We start from the raw sequence: 20,557 nt of genomic DNA on the forward strand, positions 1-20,557 counted from the left end.
ACCGCTGCCGGTCAGGAGGTGCGCACCACCATCAGGCCGGCGCGCAGGCCCGCGCGCACGTCGGGATTGGGGAACACCACCAGTTCTTCCTGCGCGCCGACGCGGTACACGGTGGCGCCGTCGGTGGCGATCACCGCGCCGGCAGGGATCGCGGTGAAGTTCTGCGTCTCGCGCCCGAACGCCATCTTGAAATCGTCGGACAGCTTGACGATCTCCTGGGCGACCTTGAACACGTGCGGACGCGCCTTCGCCGCTGCCGGCTCCCTGCCGCGCAGCAGGTCGTCGAGCGCGCAATCCACGTCGGCGAACAGGGACAGGTCGTTCTGGCCCAGCGTGCCGACACGGCCCAATTCGACCGTGCTGGCGGCGGCGCCGTGATGCTCCGCCGAGTAATAGCTGTAGGTGCCCGCGGACTGCGGGTTCATGATGATGGCGCCGATGGCGGCCTGGCCGAGCCAGTCCACCAGCTTTGCCTTCGGCTGCTCGGCCACAAGGTCGGGCACCACCGCGAAGGTGGGGTAGACCGAAGGCCGGATCGCCGTGTGCAGGTCGAGGTGCCAGCGCACCGGCCCCGCGCCGGCGAAGAACGCCGTGGTTGCAGTGATCATGGCGTCGGCACGCGCCGCTTCCGCGGTACCTGCCAGCGATCCACGCTGCGCGCGGAACATGCGATTGAGGTCGGCGTCGATGAAACGCTTGCCGGCCGCGATGGCGTCGATATTGCCGACGCAGACCATCAGGTCGACCGCCAGCGCGGCCGGCGCGAGCCGGTCCAGCACTTGCGCCAGCACTTCGATCGGCCCAGTTTCGTCGCCGTGCACGCCGACCGAGACCACGACGCTTGCGCGCGCGGTGCCGTCCGGCGCCTTGATGGTGACGATCCCGGGCGCCGGCAGCGCGACACTGAATCCCGCCTCAGTGAAGCGCCGCGCGAGCGCGCTGAAGTCCGCCGATGCGAGCTGGCGGACCGCTGGCGACAGTGTCGCCATCAAGCCGGGACGGCGTTGGCCGCCTCGGACAGCGCCCACACGTCCAGCATCGCCTGCTCGAGGTCAGCCGGCGCGGCATAGCCGGACAGGCCCATGCCGGCGGTGACCGAGCCGACCGCGTCGAGCGGCTTGGCGCCGCCGTTCGACCTGGCCAGCACCTGCATCAGCAAACGCTGCTGCGTGCGGCGCAGCGCCTGCGTCGCGTAGTTGCGCAGCTGCTCCTGCGACTTGCTGTGCGGCGCCAGCTTCAGGCCGCGCTCCAGCGTGTCGATGCCGGCCTGGCCGCGCAGCGCCATGCCAACCTGCAGGAACTGCGCCAGCGTCATGCCGGCCGGACGCTGCACCGACACCGCGGCGAACAGGAAGGTGGCAACCGATTCGATTGCATCGACGGCCTTCCAGGCTTGTGCGAACGACGCAGGCAAGCCCGCGACGCTGTCGGCTTCGGCCTGGGCAGGCATCAGCTGCTGCAGCATCGCCGGATCGGCGAACAGGCGCGAAAGTTCCTCCATGCCGCCCCCCTGCTCGTTCGCGGCGACCGACAGCACGCCTTCGAGCACCGCCTTGAACAGCACGCGGGTGCGCTCGTCGACCTTGATCGACACTTCACGCGGCACCTTCAGCGCATCGGCGTCGAGTGCGGTGAAGACCGGCGCCAGGTGCAGCGCGGACCATGCCTGACCCCATGCCTTGACCACTTCGGTCTCGTCGACCTTATGTTCGACGGCGAGGTCGCGGATCATCAGCGGGCCGCAACGGTTGACCGACTCGTTGGCCAGCACGGTTGCCAGGATCGTGTTCGCCAGCGGATGCGCCAGCGGATTGCGGGTAGCGACCAGCTGCGCCGGGAAGTACGGCCGCAGCACCGACTCTGCCCACGGCAGTTCGGTCAGCGGCAGCGCGGCCATCAGGCGCTTGAAGCGGTTCTTGGCGTTGGCGATGACGACGGCCAGTTCCGGCGTGGTCAGGCCGATGCCGTTGGCCTTGCGGCGCGCCAGCTCGGCGTCGGTCGGCAGCTGCTCCAGCTCGCGCGACAGGGCGCCCTCTTTTTCGAGGCTGGTGATCAGCGCGGCGTAGCCGTCGACCACGGCGGCGTCGGACTGGGCCTGCACTTCACGCACCAGCAGGTGCGTCTGCAGTTCGTTGTCGCGCAGGACCAGGTCTTCGACGTCGAGGGTCATCTCGTTGAGGATGCGGTTGCGGTCCGCTTCCGGCAGCTCGCCGGCATTGACTTCGGTATCCAGCCAGATCTTGATGTTCACTTCATGGTCGGAGCAGTCCACGCCGGCCGAGTTGTCGATCGCATCGGTGAAGATGCGCCCGCCCGCCAGCGCGAATTCGATACGGCCGTTCTGGGTCGCGCCCAGGTTGCCGCCTTCGGACACCACCTTGCAGCGCAGCTGGTTGCCGTCGACGCGGATGTTGTCGTTGGCGCGGTCCTTGACCTGCGCGTGGGTTTCGGTCGACGCCTTGATGTAGGTGCCGATACCGCCGTTGTAGAACAGGTCCACTGGCGCGAGCAGGATGCGGTGCATCAGTTCTTCAGGCGACAGCGCGGTCTCTTCGATGTCGAGCGCCTGGCGCACTTGCGGCGACAGCTCGATCGAACGGGCGCTGCGCGGGAACACGCCGCCCCCAGGCGAGATCAGCTCCTTGTTGTAGTCTTCCCACGACGAACGCGGCAAGGCGAACATGCGCTCGCGCTCGGCGAACGACACGGCGACGTCCGGAGTCGGGTCCAGGAAGATGTGGCGGTGGTCGAACGCGGCCAGCACTTTCAGCTGGCGCGACAGCAGCACGCCGTTGCCGAACACGTCGCCCGACATGTCGCCCACGCCGACCATGGTGATCGGGGTGGTGTTCATGTCGTGGCCCAGTTCGTAGAAGTGGCGCTTGACCGCTTCGAACGCGCCCTTGGCAGTGATGCCCATCTTCTTGTGGTCGTAGCCGTTCGAGCCGCCCGACGCGAAAGCGTCGCCCAGCCAGAAGCCGCGCTGCACGGCGATGCTGTTGGCGATGTCGGAGAACGTCGCGGTGCCCTTGTCGGCGGCGACCACCAGGTAAGGATCGTCCTGGTCGTAGCGAACCGTGTCGGCTGGCGGCACGATGGCGCCACGCACGCGGTTGTCGGTCACTTCCAGCAGGCTGGCGATGAACAGGCGGTAGACTGCTTCGCCTTCAGCTGCGATGGTCTCGCGCACCGCGTCCTTCGGCATCTGCTTGCAGACGAAGCCGCCCTTTGAGCCAGCCGGCACGATGACGGCGTTCTTGACCATCTGCGCCTTGACCAGGCCGAGCACTTCGGTGCGGTAGTCTTCCATGCGGTCCGACCAGCGCAGGCCGCCGCGGGCGACCGGGCCACCGCGCAGGTGCACGCCTTCGAAGCGGCGCGAGAACACGAAAATCTCGCGGTACGGACGCGGCTCCGGAACCAGCGCAAGGTTGCTGGTGTCGAACTTGAAGATGATCTTGTCGCCCTTCTGCTCATTCTGGAAGTAGTTGGTGCGAACGGTCGCCAGCACCAGGTCGATCAGCGCGGCGAGGATTTCCTCGGTGTCGGCGTGATTGACAGAAGCGAGCTTCGACTTCATCGCCTTCAGCTTTGCGCTGCCGGCTTCGTGGTCGGCTTGCGACAGCTTCGGATCGAAGCGCTGGACGAAGGCGTCGACCAGTTCCTTGACCATCATCGGCTGGCCGCGCAGGATTTCGGCCATGTAGCGCACCGAGAACTTGCTGCCGGTCTGGCGCCAGTAGCTGATGTAGGCGCGCACCAGCTGCACTTCGCGCATGCGCAGGCCGCCTTCGATGGCGAGCCCGTTCAGGCGGCCGTCTTCGGCTTCGTCGTTGAACAGCGAGGCAAACAGTTCTTCGGCGACGGCGATGACGTTCGGCTTGGCCAGCTTGGCCGCGCTGTCGGCGTCGACCGCCAGGCTGGTGACGAAGTGGCGCGAGCCGTCGGCCATGTTGATGCCGTAGGTCTGCTCGCGGTCGATCGTGACGCCGGCGTTGTGCAGCGCCGGCAGAATGCGCGACAGCGACGGCACCGAGCCGGTCGAGTACAAACGCACGGAGGAGGCGCCGGCGTCGTCGGCTTCGACGCGCACCGACACGTGGCCAGGCTGGCCGTTGCGCAGCAGCGCGCCGAGGTCGCGGAAGGCGACGGCAGGCGCGGTCGCGGCGATGTAATTGACCGGCAGCGTGGCGCACAGCTTGCGAAGGTTAGTGCGGAACGGCGTGTCGGTCAGGTTGTCGGTCAGCGAAGCGAAGGTGTCGTGCCAACCGTCCAGCACGGACAACAGCGGACGCTGGATATCGGACTCGAGGTCGAGCGGATAGCGCGCGGCGTGGGCGATCAGGTAGACGCGGGCCAGCGGGCCGTCGGCGACCAGGGTCTGCGAGCGCACGTCGCTGGCGCCCGAGCTTTCCTTCAGTGCGGCGGCCAGCGCGGCGGCGACGGCGGCGCTGTAACGCTCGCGCGGCATGTAGACCAGCACGTTCAGGTGGCGGGCGTAGACGTCGCGGCGGGCGAACACGCGGGCGCGCGGCTGCTTGTACAGCGAGACGACCGAGCTGCATACCTGCGCCAGCCATTCAGGATCGGCTTCCAGCGCTTCGGTGCGCGGCAGCGATTCGAGGATCTCGAGGAATTTCTCGGCGCGGAAGCCTTCCTGGCGCACGCCGGCCAGGGAGAGGACCTTGGCGACGCGGCCGCGCGCGAACGGCAGGCGCGCCAGCGGGGTCGAGGTGGCGGCGCGGGTGAACAAGCCGACGAAGCAGTGCTCGCCGAGGATGTTCCCTTGCGCGTCGGTGTTGCGCACGCCGATGAAGTCGAGCGGCTGGTCGCGGTGCAGCGTGCCTTCCACGTCGGCCTTGACGATCGACAGCGCGTCGGCGCGGCCGGACAGGGTGACGAGGTCGCCCGGGATGTTGGCCAGGCAGGTGCCGTAGACCGGGTGCGAAGTATCCTGCAGCACGCCGATGCGGCTCGGGATGTCGCGTTCGAGTTCGCGCACGCCCGGCTTGACGACGTAGTAGGCGTAGCCGAAAGGCTCGAAGCCTTCGTTCTTGGCCCACTCGAGGAAGGCGGCCACTTCGAGGCCGGCGCCGCCATGCGCGGCGGCTTGCGCGGCGACGGCGGTCAGGCGGTCGCCCATCGCGACGGAATCGTGGCGCACCACGGCAGCGTCGCGCGCCACCATCTGCAGGCGCGCGGTCAGCGCGGCCAGTTCGTCGGCGCCGAGGTCTTCCGACAGCAGGCACAGGACGTACGATTCGAGCGGCGCGCCGGCTTCGCCGACGGCGACCACGGCGCCGCTGGCGTCGCGCTGCACCGGCAGCACGGCGTTCATCACGCCCGAGACGCCGACGCGCAGTTTGCGCATCGCCATGACGATCGAGTCGACCAGGTAAGGCATGTCGTCGTTGAGGATCAGCAGCGCGGTGGCCATGCCGCCGCGGCCGTCGGAGTAGCGCATCTGTTCGATTTCGCAGCCGGGCGCTTCGCGCTTCGCGGCCTGCGTGAAGCCATCCCACAAGACCGGCGCGAGGCTGGCCGGCGCGGTGCCCGCGAGGTCCTCTTCGTCCAGCGATTTGATCCAGGCGCTGATCAGCGCGGAAACCTGGCTGCCGGCAGCCGACGGCTGGTTGGCGTTGACCATCTCGAGTGTCTTCGAGCGCAGGTCTTGTGGCGTTTGTGTCATCGTTACATCTCCAATACGAGTTTGTAGTGCATCGTTCCCGCGCCGGCTTGTGGCCTTGCGGTTGCGATCTAAGGCAGACCGGGGTGGCCGGTCCAAAATTCAGTCAAAAATCGACGCTGGCGGTATTAGAACAGCTAACGCCAGCGTAATCAAACGCCGCGAGGCGCCGTTACGACAGGTCGTACAATCCTGGCAACCCGAGGATCCGCTCCAGTTCTTCCAGCGCTTGCGCGCACTCGATGGCCAGCTGCGGATCGGCCAGGTCTTTCGGTTCGAGGCGGTCGCGGTAATGGGTCTCGACCCAGCCGGCCAGCCGCGCGTACAGCGTCTCGGTCATGATCACGCCCTGGTGCATCGCTTGCGCCTCGGCTTCGGTCAGGGCCACGCGCAGGCGCAGGCACGCGGGGCCGCCGCCGTTGCGCATGCTCTGGCGCAGGTCGAACTCGATCAGTTCGTCGACCGGGCTTGCACCGGCCAGCCGTTCGAGATAGCGCGACACCGCGACGTTCTCGCGGCATTCGTGCGGGATCACCAGCGCCATTGCGCCATCGGGCTTGGACAGCAGCTGGCTGTTGAACAGGTAGCTGGTCACCGCGTCGGCCACCGGCACGTCGCGCGTATCGACGCGCACCGGCGCCAATTGTGCGCCGATGCCGTCCAGCGCAGCGCGCAACTGGTTCAGCACCTGGGATTCGTTGGCGAAGGCCTGCTCGTGATAGAACAGCACATTTCCGTTACCGACCGCGATGACGTCGTTGTGGAACACGCCCTGGTCGATCACGTCGGGATTCTGCGAGGCGAACACGGTGCGGCCGGCGTCGAGCTGGTGAAGGCGCGCGATCGCCTGCGAGGCTTCGAGCGTCTGGCGCGCCGGATAGCGTTTCGGCGCCGGCGCCGACGGGTCGAATTCGACGCGGCCGTAGACGAACAACTGCACGCCCTTGTCGCCGTGGCTGACCGCCAGGCGGGTGTGGTTGGCCGCGCCCTCGTCGCCGAAGGTCGGCGTCGACGGCAGCGCATCGTGCACGGCGAAGTGGCGCTCGTCGCCGAACAACGCGCGCAGGGTGCGGGTGGACTGCAGGTGTTCGCGGGCGCGGTGCAGCTTGTTGTTCAGGTTCGCCGCGGTGAAGTGCGTGCGGCCGTCGAAGCCGTCGGCGGACGGGCTGACGGTGGCTGCGTTGGCGGTCCACATCGGAGAGGCGGAATAGGCGCAGGCCAGGATGACGGGCGCTTCGCGATACGCGCGCGCCAGCACGTCGGCGTCGGAGCCGCCGAAGCCGAGGCGGCGCAGCATGCGGAAATCGGGACGCGCGTGCGGCGGCAGCACCGCCTGCGCGAAGCCGCGGGCGGCCAGCGCGCGCATCTTGGCCAGTCCCTGCAAGGCGGCCTGCCTTGGGTTGGACGCGCTCTTGACGTTGCTGAACGAAGCGACATTGCCGAACGAAAGCCCGGCATAGTTGTGCGACGGGCCTACCAGGCCGTCGAAGTTATATTCGCGTGCGGATGGCATCGAGCGTCCGTATCAGATAGAGAGGCCAGGCGACAGCTTGGCCGGCAGCGCGAGTTCGCTGGTTTCGATCGAGGCGACCGGATAGGCGCAGTAGTCGGCCGCGTAGTACGCGCTCGGGCGGTGATTGCCCGATTTGCCGACGCCGCCGAACGGCGCCGAGCTGGCGGCGCCGGTGGTCGGGCGATTCCAGTTGACGATGCCGGCGCGGGCCTGCACCGAGAAGCGCTTCCACAGCGCCTCGTCGTTCGACAGCAGCGCGGCGGCCAGGCCGAATTCGGTGGCGTTGGCGACCTTGATCGCCGTGTCGAAGTCCTTCACGCGGATGATCTGCAGCAGGGGACCGAACCATTCTTCGTCGGGGATGCCTTTCGCATCGGTGACGTCGACGATGCCGGCGGTGACGAAGCCGGCGTTGGGGTCGGGCTGGCGCATCTGCAGCAGGTTGATGCCGCCCTTGGCGACCATCTCGGCCTGGGCCTGCACCAGCATCGAGGCGACGGCGTTCGAGACGACCGGCCCCATGAACGGCTGCGGCTCGGCGTTGGACGGGCCGACGGTGAGTTTCGACGCGACGTCGACCAGGCGTTTGACGAAGGCGGCGCCGGCGGCGTTGTCCTGCACGATCAGGCGGCGCGCGCAGGTGCAGCGCTGGCCGGCCGAGATGAAGGCCGACATGACGGCGTGGTGCACGGCGGCGTCGACGTCCTGCACGTCCCACACGACCAGCGGGTTGTTGCCGCCCATTTCAAGCGCCAGCATCTTGCCGGGCTGGCCGCCGAACTGCTTGTGAAGCGCGACGCCGGTCTGGCAGCTGCCGGTAAACAGCACGCCGTCGATGCCCGGCTGCTTGCCGAGCGCGATACCGGTGTTGCGGCCGCCGTTGACCAGGTTGATCACGCCGGCCGGCAGGCCGGCCTTCTCCCACAGCTGCACGGTCTTGACCGCGGTGCGCGGGGCGTATTCGCTCGGCTTGAACACCACCGTGTTGCCGGCGATGAGGGCCGGGACGATATGCCCGTTCGGCAGGTGGCCGGGGAAGTTGTAAGGACCGAACACGCCGAACACGCCGTGCGGCCGATGGCGCAGTACCGCGTTGCCGTCGGCGACCTTGGCGGCCGTCTCGCCGGTGCGGGCAGCGTAGGCCTGCACCGAGATGTCGACCTTGTTGGCCATGGTTGTCACTTCGGTGCGCGCTTCCCACAGCGGCTTGCCGACTTCTTCGGCGATGATTGCGGCCAGCTCCTCGGCGTCCTGTTTGAGCAGGTCGCGGAAGCGCGTGCACACGGCGATGCGCTCGTCGAGCGGCGTGAGAGCCCATGCTTCGAACGCGGCGCGCGCGGCCTGCGTTGCGCGATCGACGTCGGCCGGGGTGGACTCGTTGCTGGACCAGGTCTGCTTGCCGCTGGACGGATCGATCGTCACGAGTTCGGCGCCGCTGCCGGCGGACCATGCGCCGCCAATGAAATTACTGAGGTGTGGCATTCGTGTTCTTCCTTGAATTGAGTGGCAGCGTGCGCACCTGGTCGCCGTGCGCGCAATGCAGCAGTTCGAGTTGCGCGGTGGTGAGCGCGATGGAGTCCGACGACGGGGCGGCGCAGGCGACGATCATGCGGAAGTCCTGCATCACTGTGTTAGACACCAGCGTATGGTCCGAGTTCGGCGGCGCGACGCCTTCGGTCACCGTTACCAGCTCGCTCTGGCGCACCGCGCGCAGTTCGGACACGCGGCCCTGCAGCACCGGGCCGGCGTCGAAGATGTCGACGTAGCCTTCGAAGTGCATGCCCTCCTGCTCGAGCATCTTGCGGGCGGGCTGGGTGTTGCGGTGGACTTTGCCGATCACTTCCTGCGCTTCGGCCGGCAGGTAATCGACGTACAGCGGCTGGCGCGGCATCAGTTCGGCGATGAAGGACTTTTTGCCGAGCGCGGTCAGTTCGTCGACGTGGTCGAAGTCCATCTTGAAGAAGTGGCGGCCGAGGCCTTCGTAGAACGGCGAGCGGCCGTCGTCTTCCTGGAAGCCGCGCATTTCGGCGATCAGCTTTTCGGTGAACAGGTGCGGGAACTGGGCGATGAACAGGAAGCGGCTTTTCGACAGCCACTTGCCGTTGTGGCCGAAGCGGTAGTCGGGGTGCAGGAACAGCGAGCACAGTTCGGTGGAGCCGGTCAGGTCGTTCGACAGGTACAGCGTCTCCATGCGCGTGAAGATATCGAGTTCGCGGCTGGAGTGCACCAGGGTGCCGATGCGGTAGTTGTAGAACGGCTCGTTCAGGCCGACCGCGCCCTTGATGGCGCACACGCCGGCCATGCGGCCGGTGGAGGTGTCCTCCATGACGAACATGTAGTCGCGCTTTTCGGGGGCGATGGTCTGCGCGAACGAAGCGACGGCGACGGCGACCCGGTCGCCCAGCATCTGGCGGTCCGGCTTGAGGGTGGTCATGCCGCTGCCGACCTGCGATGCCATGTCGAGCAGGGCGTCAAGGTCCGAGGTTTTGATTGCGCGTACGACTAACATGGATTTTCTCTCAGATTCTGACGCAGATGACGCTGTCGCCGGGGGCCACCATCAGCGCATCGAGCGCGTCCTGCGCCAGGTACACCACCTCGCCCGCTTCGACCGATGGGCAGGTGGCGGTGATGGCGCGGAAGTTCTGCTCGCTGCTGGCGGCGATCGCGTAGGTCGCCAGCGCGTCGCAGGCGGCGCCCGGGTCGGCCATCGCCACCTGGCGAATCACCGAACCGGTGAACGAGCGCAGCGAATTCTTGTGCGCCTGCAGGATCGGGCCGCCGTCGAAGATGTCGATGTAGTCGTCGGCTTCGAAGCCTTCTTCGGTGAGCAGGTCGAAGGCGAGCTGGCCGTCGGGATGGATCTGGCCCATCGCCGCCTGGGCGTCGCCGGGCAGCAGCGGCACGTACACCGGGTAGTGCGGCATCAGCTCGACGATCAGGGTGCGGTTGCGGGCGCCGCCGATGACGCGTTCGGCGTCGAGGAAATCCATCTTGAAGAACTTGCGGCCCAGCGCATCCCAGAACGGCGAGGAACCCTGGTCGTCGGTGACGCCGGCCAGCGGGACGAAGAAGCGGTCGCCGAAGCGGTGCGGCGCGAGGACGGCGAACAGCAGGCGGGCGCGCGACAGCAGGGCCGCTTCGGGGCCGGCGCTGTCGCGCTCCTGCACGTAGAAGCCGGACAGCTGCGAGTAGGCGGTCAGCTCGGAGCACAGCGTGAGCGCGTGGACGCTGTGGCTGATGTTCAGGTCGCGCGAAACCTGCTGGATCACGTCGTTACGGAAGGAGAAGTAGGTGCCGTTGGAACCGGCCGAGGCGTGGATCGCGGCAGTGCCGACGATCTCGCGCGTGGCCTGGTTCTCGAGCACGAACAGGTAGGACTCTTCGCTGGGGATGTCGACGTGCGCGGCGAACGAGGCGATCGAGCGCTCCACCGAAGCGGCGATTTTTTCGCGCGTCTTCGGCAGCGTGTGGACACCCGGCATCGTCACCGCCGCCAGCGTTTCGAGGGCGGCGATGTCGGACAGCTCTACCGGACGGACAACATGCATGGGGACTCCCTTGGAAGGTCCGGCGTGGGCGGTCAGACGGCGGCCAGGATGGCGTCGGCGGCGGCGCGCATGATGCGGTCGGCGTCGGCGATCTGCTCGTCGGAGACGATCAGCGCGGGGGCAAGGCGGATCACGTCGGGGCCGGCGATCAGCAGCATCAGGCCGAGGGCTTCGGCGGCTTTGGTGTAATCCTTGGCGCGGCCCTTGAAGGCATCGGCGACCGGCAGGCCAATCAGCAGGCCCTGGCCGCGCACCTTGCCGAACAGCTGGGGGTAGTCGGCGGCGAGCTTCTCGAGGTTGGCGAACAGCTTGGCGCTGGCTTGCTTCACGCGCGCCAGGAAGGCCGGGGTGTTGATGGTCTCGACCACGTTCAGCGCGACGGTCGCGGCGAGCGGGTTGCCGCCGTAGGTGGTGCCGTGCGAGCCGACGCCGAAGTGTTCGGCGATCGCGGTGGTGGTCAGCATCGCGCCGATCGGGTAGCCGTTGCCGAGGGCTTTGGCGGTGGTCAGGATGTCTGGCGTGACGCCGGTTTCCATATACGCGTACAAGGCGCCGGTGCGGCCCACGCCCGACTGGACTTCGTCGAACACCAGCAGCGCGCCGGTTTCGTCGCAGCGTTCGCGCAGCGCTTTGAGGAAGGCCGGGTCGCCCGGGATCACGCCGCCCTCGCCCTGAATCGGCTCGACGATCACGGCGGCGACATCGTCGGTGATCGCGGCGCGCGCGGCGGCGATATCGTTGTACGGGATGTGGTTGATCTCTTGCGGCAGCGGCTCGAAGCCTTCGGTGTATTTCGGCTGGCCGCCGACCGAGACGGTGAACAGGGTGCGGCCGTGGAACGACGACAGGCAGGACACGATGCGCGACTTGTGGGCGCCGAACTTGGTGTGGGCGTATTTGCGGGCCAGCTTCAGGGCCGCTTCGTTGGCTTCGGCGCCGGAGTTGCAGAAGAAGGCGCGGTCGGCGAAGGTGGCGTCGGTCAGGGCCAGGGCCAGGCGCAGGACCGGCTCGTTGGTGTAGCCGTTGCCGAGGTGCCAGAGCGTGTTGATCTGCTTGGTGAGGGCGTCGACCAGGATCGGGTTGGCGTGGCCGAGGCTGGTGACGGCGATGCCGGCGGTGAAATCGAGGTAATGCTTGCCGTTCTGGTCCCACAGGTCGAGGCCGGAGGCGCGCACCGGCACCATCGCGGCGGGCGCGTAGGTGGGGATCAGTACTTCGTCGAAAGTCTGGCGTGTGACAGGCCGCGTGGTGACACCCGATTCAAGCTTAGCGTTCATGGCAAATCCTCATCCAATGTTAGGGTCGCCCGGGCTCGGACAGCTGGGCGGATGGCCAATTATAGGAAAGGACGCCGTTGAGTTCTTTTCAATGTGCGACAGGCATTTTCATTTTTCGTCCTTGCCATTTCCCACCATCGGGGTCAGACCCGGTTTTTGTTCGGTTCTGGCGCGATTCGCGAAATCATCGCTTGCCTTGGGGGGGCGCGCGCCGCGGTGTGAGCGTGCGCCCCGCCAATTGCGAGAACTGGGCTGAGAACTCCGGTGAGCCAAAGGCAGTATTGCCATGCGTCGCCTTACGCACCTGGCAAAGTGCTTCGCTGCCGAGAATTTCGTCAAACAGCGCCCGATAGGCGCTCTGCCGGGAAGCGAAATCGTTGCCCAGTCGGTTGTAAAGCTCGTGCGGCGTTACCAGCTTGCCAGGTCCGCCGTGGGCGTTATGGTGGTAGCTTGACCAAGGGTAATCGGAAGGCTTGCTCACCAGGCTCGCGCGAACCGGATTCAGTTCCACATACCGCTGACAGGCCATCAGGTACCGTTCGCTTTGGACCAGGCATGAGTGATAGCGCCCTTCCCACAGGGTGCCAGTTCGGGAGTGGCGGCGGTTCACATATCGCACGTAGCGCTCGCCGAGCGATTTCATCAGCACAGCCGGCCCTTGTTCGTCGGTGGGAGACACTACCAAGTGGACATGATTGCTCATCAACACATATGCGTGTATTCGACAATCGGCGCGGATCGAGGCCGAGCGAAGCAGCTTGAGGTACATCTGGAAATCGGCCTCGTCAAAAAAACACCGAAGCCGGTTGTTGCCGCGCTGAGTGATATGAAGCGGGACTTCGGGGATGACCAGACGTAATCGACGTGGCATGGGTAGCTCGCGAAAATCGGTGACGGAAAGCTCCCACGCTAGCCCGATAAAGTGATCCGGATTCGATCAATCGCAACTGACGGCAAAACAGCTTCCCCCCCCGGGGTCAGACCCGTTTTATTGACGGCGTTCGGACGGTTTCGCGATAGAAAAAGCGGGTCTGACCCCAGGGGTTTGAAACAGCTTTGCCCCTCGGGGTCAGACCCGTTTTGCCCCCGGGGTCAGACCCGTTTTGCCCCCGGGGTCAGACCCGTTTTATTGACGACGTTCGGGCGGTTTCGCGAGAGAAAAAGCGGGTCTGACCCCGGGGGGGGTTGGTCTGACCCCAGGGGTTTAAGCGGATTTACGAACTCAGCTTGCGCTGGCGCTCCTCGCGCGGGGTGTTCCCAAAGAGTGCGCCGAAAGCAGTCGAAAAATGCGAGCCCGACGAAAAGCCGCACATCAAGCCCACCTGGACGATCGAGTAGTTGGTGTCGAGCAGCAGCTGGCGCGCACGCTGCAGGCGCAACTCGAGGTAGTAGCGCGACGGCAGGCTGCCCAGGTACTGTTTGAACAGGCGCTCGAGCTGGCGCCGCGACAGCCCCACCAGCCCCGCAATGTCGTCCGTCGACAGCGGCTCTTCGATGTTGGCTTCCATGAGCGTCACCGCTTCGCTCAGCTTCGGCTGCAGCACTCCGAAGCGCGCCTGCAACGCGACCCGCTGCCGCTCTTCCTTCCCGCGCACCCGGTCGATGCACAGCGCTTCCTTGATGTGCGCCTGCACCGTGGCGCCGAAGATGATGTCGACCAGCGCCAGCGCGAAGTCGATGCTGGCCGCCCCCCCGCAACACGTGAGCCGGTTGTCGTCGAACTCGTACAGGTGCGGCGTGATCACGGCATGGTCGCCACTGGTGTCGACCTCGGGATACAGCGCCCACGGCAAGGCAGTGCGCACGCCATTGAGCATGCCGCCCTCCGCCAGCCACAGCACGCCGGCGCCGACGCCGCCCCAGAACGGCGCCGCGCGCACCCGCGAAAACACGGTGCGGCTGTTCGCCGGCTTCAGCCCGGCCTCCGATTCGTCCGCCACCAGCAGCACCAGGTGCCAGTGGCGAACCGCGTCGGCGCCGAACTTGTCGGGCGTGCGCACGTCCACATGCAGGCGCTCGGGCCCGAGCAGCTTGGCCGCCAGCCGCAGCGGCTGATACAGCCCGGACCAGCTCAACGAGTCCGGTTCGCCGGCATTGACCAGCAGGACGCGCAGCGGCTTTTCATGCGCCAGGCGGGAAAGATCGGACAGCGGCATCGCCTGGCGTTATTCGGGCGCCAGCGCGGCCGCCGGACGCGGCGTCGCCGCATTCCATTGGCTGACGATCATGCCGGCGATCAGCAGCGCCGCGCCGAACCAGCCGCGCGCCGTCATCGTCTCGCCCAGCCAGAAGTAGGCGAAGAAGGCAGCCGCCGCCGGCTCGAACGAGTAGATCACCGCCGCTTCGTTGGCCGTCGCCCGCGACTGCCCCCAGCTTTGCAGCGAGATGATCGCCGCCGTCGCCACCACGCCCAGGTACACGAGGTTGACCGTGTAAGTCGCCAGCCCTTGCCCGATGTATTCCCAGTAGTTGGCGAAGTCCTGGCCGGCGTCGATCGTCGTGCGCGGCACTTCGCGCGCCAGCAACCAGATCGCCGCGCACAGCGCCACCGTCAGGATCTGCATCGCGGTCAGCGTCATCAATCGCGACGCGCGCCGCGTGCGGAAGGCCATCATCTTGATGTACAGGCCGAAGGCGAACGCGCTGCACAGCGCCAGCGTGTCGCCGCGGCTCCACGCGCCGCCGTCCCAGCACAGCGCCGCCAGGCCGGCCAGCGCCAGCACCAGCGCCAACACGATGCGTTTTTCCGGCAGCTTGCCCGACACGAGGCCGAGCAGCGGCACCACCAGCACCGACAGTCCGCACATGAAGGCGTTGCGGTTCGACGTGGTCAGCGCCAGCCCTTCGACCTGGAACACGTAGCAGAAAAACAGCAGCACGCCGAGCAGGCCGCCCGAGACCAGGTCGTCGCGCCCCGGTTTCCACAGGAAGGGCGCGAGCAGCACCGCGGCAATCGCGAAGCGGATGAAGATGATCCATTGCGCCGAAAAATACAGCGTCAGCCCTTTCATCGCGGGGAAAGTGGTCCCCCACACAAGGGTGACGAGCAGCAGGGCGAGGATGCCGCGGAACTGGTGGGTCATGGAGGTCTCGGCGTTGATTTGATAATAATAGGCGTATGGTAACTGCCTCGGCCGCAAAACGCGAACGCACCGCGCCGGCAATGGCGCGCGGCCAGCTATAATCACCGCTTATGGGGGAACGATACTTACGGAGTGTCCGCTTGCTGGCGGAGTGCATGCAGGGCTTCGAACGCTTTTCGGGCGAGTCGGTGCGCCAGTGCGGGCTCACGCACGCCCAGTTCGACATCATCGCCACGCTCGGCAATACGGCCGGGATGACGTACAAGCAACTGGGCGAGCGCACCCTGATCACCAAGGGCACCCTGACCGGGGTCATCGACCGCCTCGAACAGAAGGGCCTGGTCGCGCGCACCCGCAGCGGCGACGACAAGCGCTCGTTCTTCGTCAGCCTGACCCCGAGCGGCGAGGCGCTGTTCCACGAGGTATTTCCGACCGTGGTGGCGCACGGCAAGCAACTGTTCGCCGGCTGCAGCGACGCCGAGTTCGACGCCATCGACCAGGCCTTGTCCAAGCTCAAGCAGCTGATCCTGCACGCCGGCGCCGCCCTTCCCCCTTCCACCTCACCATTAAAGGAAGAACATTGAAAACCGCCCTGATCGACGGCATCGCGCCGGCCCAAATCGATAAACAAATCATCGCCAATCTGCTGCTCGACGTCGCTTCGGTCGACGAAGTGCGCCAGGAAAAGCTGCTGGTCGGCGTGCGCAACGAAGCCGGCCAAATCTACCGCCTGATCGGCGCCCCGAAGGCCAACAACTACACCAACGCCGTGGAAGAATTGGAAGACCTGGGCCTGGTCGACGAGCTGCAAGGCACCGAAGGCACCGAGGAAGGCTGCGACGCGATCTTCTCGGCGCCTTGATCCACGCCAGGCCTGTGGTAAAAAGATGCTTTTGAGCACGTTTTATCGCAGGGCGGTATGTTTATTGGGAGTATAATTTTTCCCATGGACAGACTCGACACCTTCAAAAGCATCGCCGCCGAGGCGGGACGCGGCGAACTCAGCTTCCCGACCAACGTCGACGCCACGCTCAAACTGCAGCGCGCGCTGAGCGACCCGGACCTGCACGCGGACGAAGCCGCCCGCCTGGTGCAGGCCGAGCCCTTGCTGGCCGCGCGCACCGTGGCGATCGCCAACTCGGCCGCCTACAAGCGCTCCGGCAGCGACGTCACCAACGTCCGCGCCGCCGTGCAGCGGGTCGGCTTCCGCACCCTCAACGCGCTGGCCGCGGCCGTCATCGTCCGCCAGCTCGACAGCAAAATTACCCAGCCGGACCTGCGTGCCAAGGCCGACCAGCTGTGGAAGCATTCGGCCCACGTCGCGGCGCTGGCGCAAGTCATTGCCAGGCGCGTCACGCATGTCGATCCGGAAACGGCCATGTTCGCCGGCATCGTGCACGAAGTCGGCGGCTTCTACCTGCTGTCGCGCGCGGCCGAGTTTCCCGGCCTGCTCGATGGCGATCCGGAGGAATGGATCGAATTCGGCGAAGTCGAGATCGGGCGCGGCGTGCTGAAGAAGCTCGGCGTGCCGCCGGCCGTGATGGATGCCATCGAGGCGATGTGGAACGGCATGCGCGCGCTGCCGCCGGAAACCCTTGGCGACACCCTGATGCTGGCCAACGACCTGGCGCCGCTGCCGTCGCCGCTGCACGTGCGCCCCGGCGCCACCACGCAGCAGTCGGCGGCGACGATCGATTTCGTCACCGGCGAGGGCACCCTCGCCTCCATTTTGGAAGAATCCGCCGACGAAGTCAGCAGCCTGAGCGCGGCGCTGTTCTAAGCGCAGCACGCGCACACGCAGGGGACTGGTCGCGCGGACCTGTCCCCGTTTTTTCGTCCGGACAAAAAAAATGCCCACTCTCGGAAGAGCGGGCCTAAGTCCAAAACTAGGGATGTCCTGAAAGAGACAGTTCCACTATAGTTTCCGGGCGCCGGTCCTTCTGTGCGTTGGCCCACACAAACAGAAAATAGTTAACAACGCCTGCGCTGGCGCGATAAAAAAGGGCAGCCTCGGCTGCCCTCTTCTGCGATCGCTGCGGCCGCGCTTACACCACAGCGCCGTCCGTCTCGTCCTTTTCCTTGACCGGCTTGATCAGGTCTTCACGCTTGACGCCCAGCCACATGGCGATCGCCGCGGCCACGAACACCGACGAGTAGATGCCGAAGCAGATACCGATGGTCAGCGCAATCGCGAAGTAGTGCAGCGTCTGGCCGCCCAGGAACAGCATCGACAGCACCATCATCTGGGTGCAGCCGTGGGTGATGATGGTGCGCGAAATCGTGCTGGTGATCGCGTTGTCGATCACTTCGGTCACCGGCGCCTTGCGCTGCTTGCGGAAGTTTTCGCGGATCCGGTCGAAAATCACCACCGATTCGTTGACCGAGTAACCGAGCACCGCCAGCACCGCGGCCAGCACGGTCAATGAGAATTCCCACTCGAAGAAGGCGAAGAAGCCGAGGATGATGACCACGTCGTGCAAGTTGGCGATGATCGCCGCGACCGCGAATTTCCATTCGAAGCGCACGGCCAGGTAAATCATCACGCCGACGATCACCATGATCAGTGCGTTCAGGCCGTTCTGCGCGAGTTCGTCGCCCACCGACGGACCGACGAAGTCCTTCGACTGCAAGGTCAGCACTTCAGCGCCGGCCGCGTTCACGCAGCCTTGTTTCGACACCGGCTGGCCGCCGGGGCCGACGCCGTCGATCTGCTTCGGCGTGCCGCTCTCGGCCGCGCACAGGGCGTTGAACACCCTGGTCGAGCTGTCGGCGCCGGCCTGGCCCTTGAGTACCGGCAGGCGCATCAGGATGTCCTGCGCGGTGCCGAAGCTGGTCACGTCAGGCTGCTCGTAACCGAGCTTGACGAGGTTGGCGCGGATCTTTTCCTGGTCCGCGGCATGCGGATAGCGCAACTCCAGCTTGGTGCCGCCGGTGAACTCGACCGACAAATGCAGGCCCTTGTGGGCGATGAAGAACACCGCCGCCACAAAGGTCAGCGCCGACACGATGTTGAAAATCAACGCGTGGCGCATGAACGGGATGTCCCGTTTGATCTTGAAAAATTCCATCTCGAATCCTCTTTCTTAATTATTTCTTGATGGAGACCACGCCGGGCGTCCATACGGTGCCGATGGCAATCTTGCCCAGCTTCTTCTTGCGGCCGTACCAGAGGTTGACCACGCCGCGCGACACGAACACCGCCGAGAACATCGAGGTCAGGATGCCCAGGCAGTGCACGACGGCAAAGCCGCGCACGGCGCCCGAACCGAACAGCAGCAGCGCCAGGCCGACGATCAGCGTGGTGACGTTGGAGTCGAGAATGGTGGCCCAGGCGCGGTCGAAGCCGGCCGAGATCGCCGCCTGCGGCGAGGCGCCGCCGCGCAGTTCTTCGCGGATGCGCTCGTTGATCAGCACGTTGGCGTCGATCGCCATGCCGAGCGCGAGCGCGATAGCGGCGATGCCCGGCAGGGTCAGGGTCGCCTGCATCGTCGACAGCAGCGCCAGCAGCAGGAACAGGTTGCAGGCCAGCGCCAGCACGCTGAAGAAACCGAACAGCTGGTAGTAGATGATCATGAAGATGGCGATCGCGATGAAACCGTACACGGTCGAGTACAGTCCCTTGGCGATGTTTTCGGCGCCCAGCTGCGGCCCGATCACGCGCTCTTCGACGAATTCCATCGGCGCCGACAGCGCGCCGGAACGCAGCAGCAGCGCCAGTTCGCTGGCGCGCTCGGCCGTGCCCATGTTCGAGATCTGGAACGTGCTGCCCAGTTCGCTCTGGATGGTGGCCACCGAAGCGACCATGTACTTGCCTTTTTCCTTGAGCAGGATGGCCATCTTCTTGCCGACGCGCTCGCGGGTCGCTTCGCGCATCTTGCGGCCGCCGTCGCCGTTCAGGTCGATGCTGACGGCCGGCTGCTGGTTCTGGTCGAAGCTGGCGGACGCGCCGGAAATGTATTCGCCGGTCAGGTTGACGTCCTTATACAGCACGACGGGCGCGCCGGTGCCGACGGTGAACAGTTCCGAGTTCAGCGGAATCGCCGCAGTGGTTTCGGTGCCCGGGGTGATGGTCTCGTCGACCATGCGCATTTCCAGCGTCGCGGTGCGGCCGATGATGTCCTTGGCGCGCGCCACGTCTTGCACGCCCGGCAGCTGAATCAGGATGCGCGAGGCGCCCTGCTGCTGGATGATCGGCTCGGACACGCCCAGCTCGTTGATCCGCTTGGACAGCGTGGTGATGTTCTGCTTGACGCCTTCTTCGACGATGCGCTTGAGCGCGTCCGGCTTGAGCGAGACCAGCAGGTTCTGGTCGGCGCCGTTGGTGGCGTCGGCGAACGCCAGGTCGGCGACCTGGCTGGCCAGCACGTCGCGGGCGCGCGCCCGGGTTTCGGCGTCGCGGAATTTGATCTGGATGGTGTTGCCCTGGCGCTCGATGCCGGCGTGGCGGACGTTCTTGTCGCGCAAGGCGCTGCGGGTGGTGGCCAGCAGGCCCTTGATCTTGTTGTCGAGCACGCCGTTGGCGTCGACCTGCATCAGGAAGTGGACGCCGCCGCGCAAGTCAAGGCCCAGGTTCATCGGCTTGGCGAGGATCGCCAGCATCCAGGCCGGGGTGTTCTTCACCAGGTTGACGGTGACGATATAGTCCGGGTCGGTCGGATCGCGGTTCAGGTCGCGTTCCAGCGCCAGCTTGGCCTTGAACTGGGCGTCGGTGGTGGGGAAGCGCACCCGCACCGAGGTGCCGGCGCCCTGGCCGTCGAGGCTGATGCGGTCGGGCGCGATCCCCTCCTGTTTCAACGCCGCCGCGACCTGGGTGGCGGTGGCGTCGTTCACCTTGATGGTGGTCTTGCCGGTCGTCACTTGCAGCGCCGGCGATTCACCGAAGTAGTTCGGCGCCGTGTACAGCGCGCCGAACAGCAGCGCGATGACGATCACAATGTATTTCCAGAGGGGATAGCGATTCATAATGTTCCAGCGGGTGATGGTGAGCAGGCGGGAGCGGCGCGCACGCCGCCCGGCAGGCTTACAGCGACTTCAGGGTGCCCTTCGGCAGCAGCGTGGTGATCGCGCTCTTCTGGACCACGATTTCGGTGTTGGCCGCGATTTCCACGGTGACGTAGGTGTCGTTGACCTTGGCGACCTTGCCCAGGATGCCGCCGGCGGTGATCACTTCGTCGCCCTTGGTCAGCGCGTCCATCATCAGCTTCGTCTCTTTTGCGCGCTTCTGCTGCGGGCGGATCATCAGGAAATACATGACCACGAACATCAGCACCAGCGGTGCGACGGTCGTCAGGCTGGCCATCGTACCGGCGTCCGCGGCGGTGCCGGCGGTTTGTGCATAAGCGTTAGAAATGAACACAGGTTACTCCAGTTGTTAGTTTTACTTGGTTAAAAAAGCAGCGCTGTATTCTAGCACCGGGCGCAGATGGCTAGTCATTTTCGCCATGTGG

16 protein-coding genes are annotated in these 20,557 nt (G+C 65.9%); 3 read left to right on the plus strand and 13 right to left on the minus strand.

All coding sequences use genetic code 11. The annotated features are described in order from the left end of the window. Positions 1-11: 11 nt before the first annotated feature. The 10 genes from AC1D02_RS21800 to AC1D02_RS21845 all read right to left on the minus strand — a co-directional run bounded on the left by AC1D02_RS21800 (position 12) and on the right by AC1D02_RS21845 (position 15,110). Positions 12-989 carry a succinylglutamate desuccinylase gene (locus AC1D02_RS21800; RefSeq protein ID WP_477320603.1) on the minus strand — a complete coding sequence of 326 codons (978 nt, stop codon included), beginning with the start codon at positions 987-989 and terminating at the stop codon, positions 12-14. Then, a complete protein-coding gene (locus AC1D02_RS21805) occupies positions 989-5,689 on the minus strand; it encodes an NAD-glutamate dehydrogenase domain-containing protein (protein WP_477320559.1) in 4,701 nt (1,566 codons plus the stop codon). Before AC1D02_RS21805 ends, AC1D02_RS21800 begins: the two co-directional genes overlap by 1 nt. A 169-nt stretch (positions 5,690-5,858) precedes the next feature. Beyond that, the gene (gene astB / locus AC1D02_RS21810; protein ID WP_477320560.1) at positions 5,859-7,199 is read right to left on the minus strand and encodes an N-succinylarginine dihydrolase; all 1,341 of its coding nucleotides are present in this window, start codon (positions 7,197-7,199) and stop codon (positions 5,859-5,861) included. A gap of 12 nt (positions 7,200-7,211) precedes the next feature. Continuing rightward, positions 7,212-8,681 (minus strand): succinylglutamate-semialdehyde dehydrogenase, encoded by a 1,470-nt coding sequence (gene astD / locus AC1D02_RS21815; RefSeq protein ID WP_477320561.1) that lies wholly within the window; start codon positions 8,679-8,681, stop codon positions 7,212-7,214. Beyond that, entirely contained in the window at positions 8,665-9,708 is a 1,044-nt protein-coding gene (gene astA / locus AC1D02_RS21820) for an arginine N-succinyltransferase (protein ID WP_477320562.1), read from the minus strand. Before astA ends, astD begins: the two co-directional genes overlap by 17 nt. A gap of 10 nt (positions 9,709-9,718) precedes the next feature. Beyond that, positions 9,719-10,750: an arginine N-succinyltransferase gene (locus AC1D02_RS21825; protein ID WP_477320563.1), complete on the minus strand. Its 1,032-nt coding sequence runs from the start codon at positions 10,748-10,750 to the stop codon at positions 9,719-9,721. A gap of 32 nt (positions 10,751-10,782) precedes the next feature. Then, positions 10,783-12,027, minus strand: a complete 1,245-nt coding sequence (gene astC, locus AC1D02_RS21830) for an acetylornithine/succinylornithine family transaminase (protein WP_477320564.1) — start codon at positions 12,025-12,027, stop codon at positions 10,783-10,785. A gap of 184 nt (positions 12,028-12,211) precedes the next feature. After that, positions 12,212-12,898, minus strand: a complete 687-nt coding sequence (locus AC1D02_RS21835) for a transposase (protein ID WP_477320565.1) — start codon at positions 12,896-12,898, stop codon at positions 12,212-12,214. Positions 12,899-13,241: 343 nt separating this feature from the next. Further along, positions 13,242-14,183 carry a GlxA family transcriptional regulator gene (locus AC1D02_RS21840; RefSeq protein WP_477320566.1) on the minus strand — a complete coding sequence of 314 codons (942 nt, stop codon included), beginning with the start codon at positions 14,181-14,183 and terminating at the stop codon, positions 13,242-13,244. 9 nt (positions 14,184-14,192) lie between these two features. Next, a complete protein-coding gene (locus AC1D02_RS21845) occupies positions 14,193-15,110 on the minus strand; it encodes a DMT family transporter (protein WP_477320567.1) in 918 nt (305 codons plus the stop codon). Between the two features lie 155 nt (positions 15,111-15,265). On the opposite strand from AC1D02_RS21845, the gene AC1D02_RS21850 reads away from it, so the two are divergent. The 3 genes from AC1D02_RS21850 to AC1D02_RS21860 all read left to right on the plus strand — a co-directional run bounded on the left by AC1D02_RS21850 (position 15,266) and on the right by AC1D02_RS21860 (position 16,890). Beyond that, positions 15,266-15,694: a MarR family winged helix-turn-helix transcriptional regulator gene (locus AC1D02_RS21850; protein ID WP_477320568.1), complete on the plus strand. Its 429-nt coding sequence runs from the start codon at positions 15,266-15,268 to the stop codon at positions 15,692-15,694. Continuing rightward, positions 15,691-15,972 carry a hypothetical protein gene (locus AC1D02_RS21855; RefSeq protein ID WP_477320569.1) on the plus strand — a complete coding sequence of 94 codons (282 nt, stop codon included), beginning with the start codon at positions 15,691-15,693 and terminating at the stop codon, positions 15,970-15,972. Before AC1D02_RS21850 ends, AC1D02_RS21855 begins: the two co-directional genes overlap by 4 nt. Before the next feature lie 84 nt (positions 15,973-16,056). Beyond that, positions 16,057-16,890 (plus strand): HDOD domain-containing protein, encoded by an 834-nt coding sequence (locus AC1D02_RS21860; RefSeq protein WP_477320570.1) that lies wholly within the window; start codon positions 16,057-16,059, stop codon positions 16,888-16,890. Positions 16,891-17,155: 265 nt separating this feature from the next. On the opposite strand, the gene secF is transcribed toward AC1D02_RS21860, so the two are convergent. From secF to yajC, 3 genes are read right to left on the minus strand one after another with little or no spacing between them, the layout of a single operon-like run. Further along, the gene (gene secF, locus AC1D02_RS21865) at positions 17,156-18,178 is read right to left on the minus strand and encodes a protein translocase subunit SecF (protein WP_477320571.1); all 1,023 of its coding nucleotides are present in this window, start codon (positions 18,176-18,178) and stop codon (positions 17,156-17,158) included. A 19-nt stretch (positions 18,179-18,197) separates the two neighbouring features. Further along, the gene (secD, locus tag AC1D02_RS21870) at positions 18,198-20,072 is read right to left on the minus strand and encodes a protein translocase subunit SecD (protein ID WP_477320572.1); all 1,875 of its coding nucleotides are present in this window, start codon (positions 20,070-20,072) and stop codon (positions 18,198-18,200) included. Between the two features lie 58 nt (positions 20,073-20,130). Then, positions 20,131-20,466 (minus strand): preprotein translocase subunit YajC, encoded by a 336-nt coding sequence (gene yajC / locus AC1D02_RS21875; protein WP_477320573.1) that lies wholly within the window; start codon positions 20,464-20,466, stop codon positions 20,131-20,133. Between the last annotated feature and the right edge of the window lie 91 nt (positions 20,467-20,557).

This window comes from Massilia sp. P1_C10 (assembly GCF_056406475.1).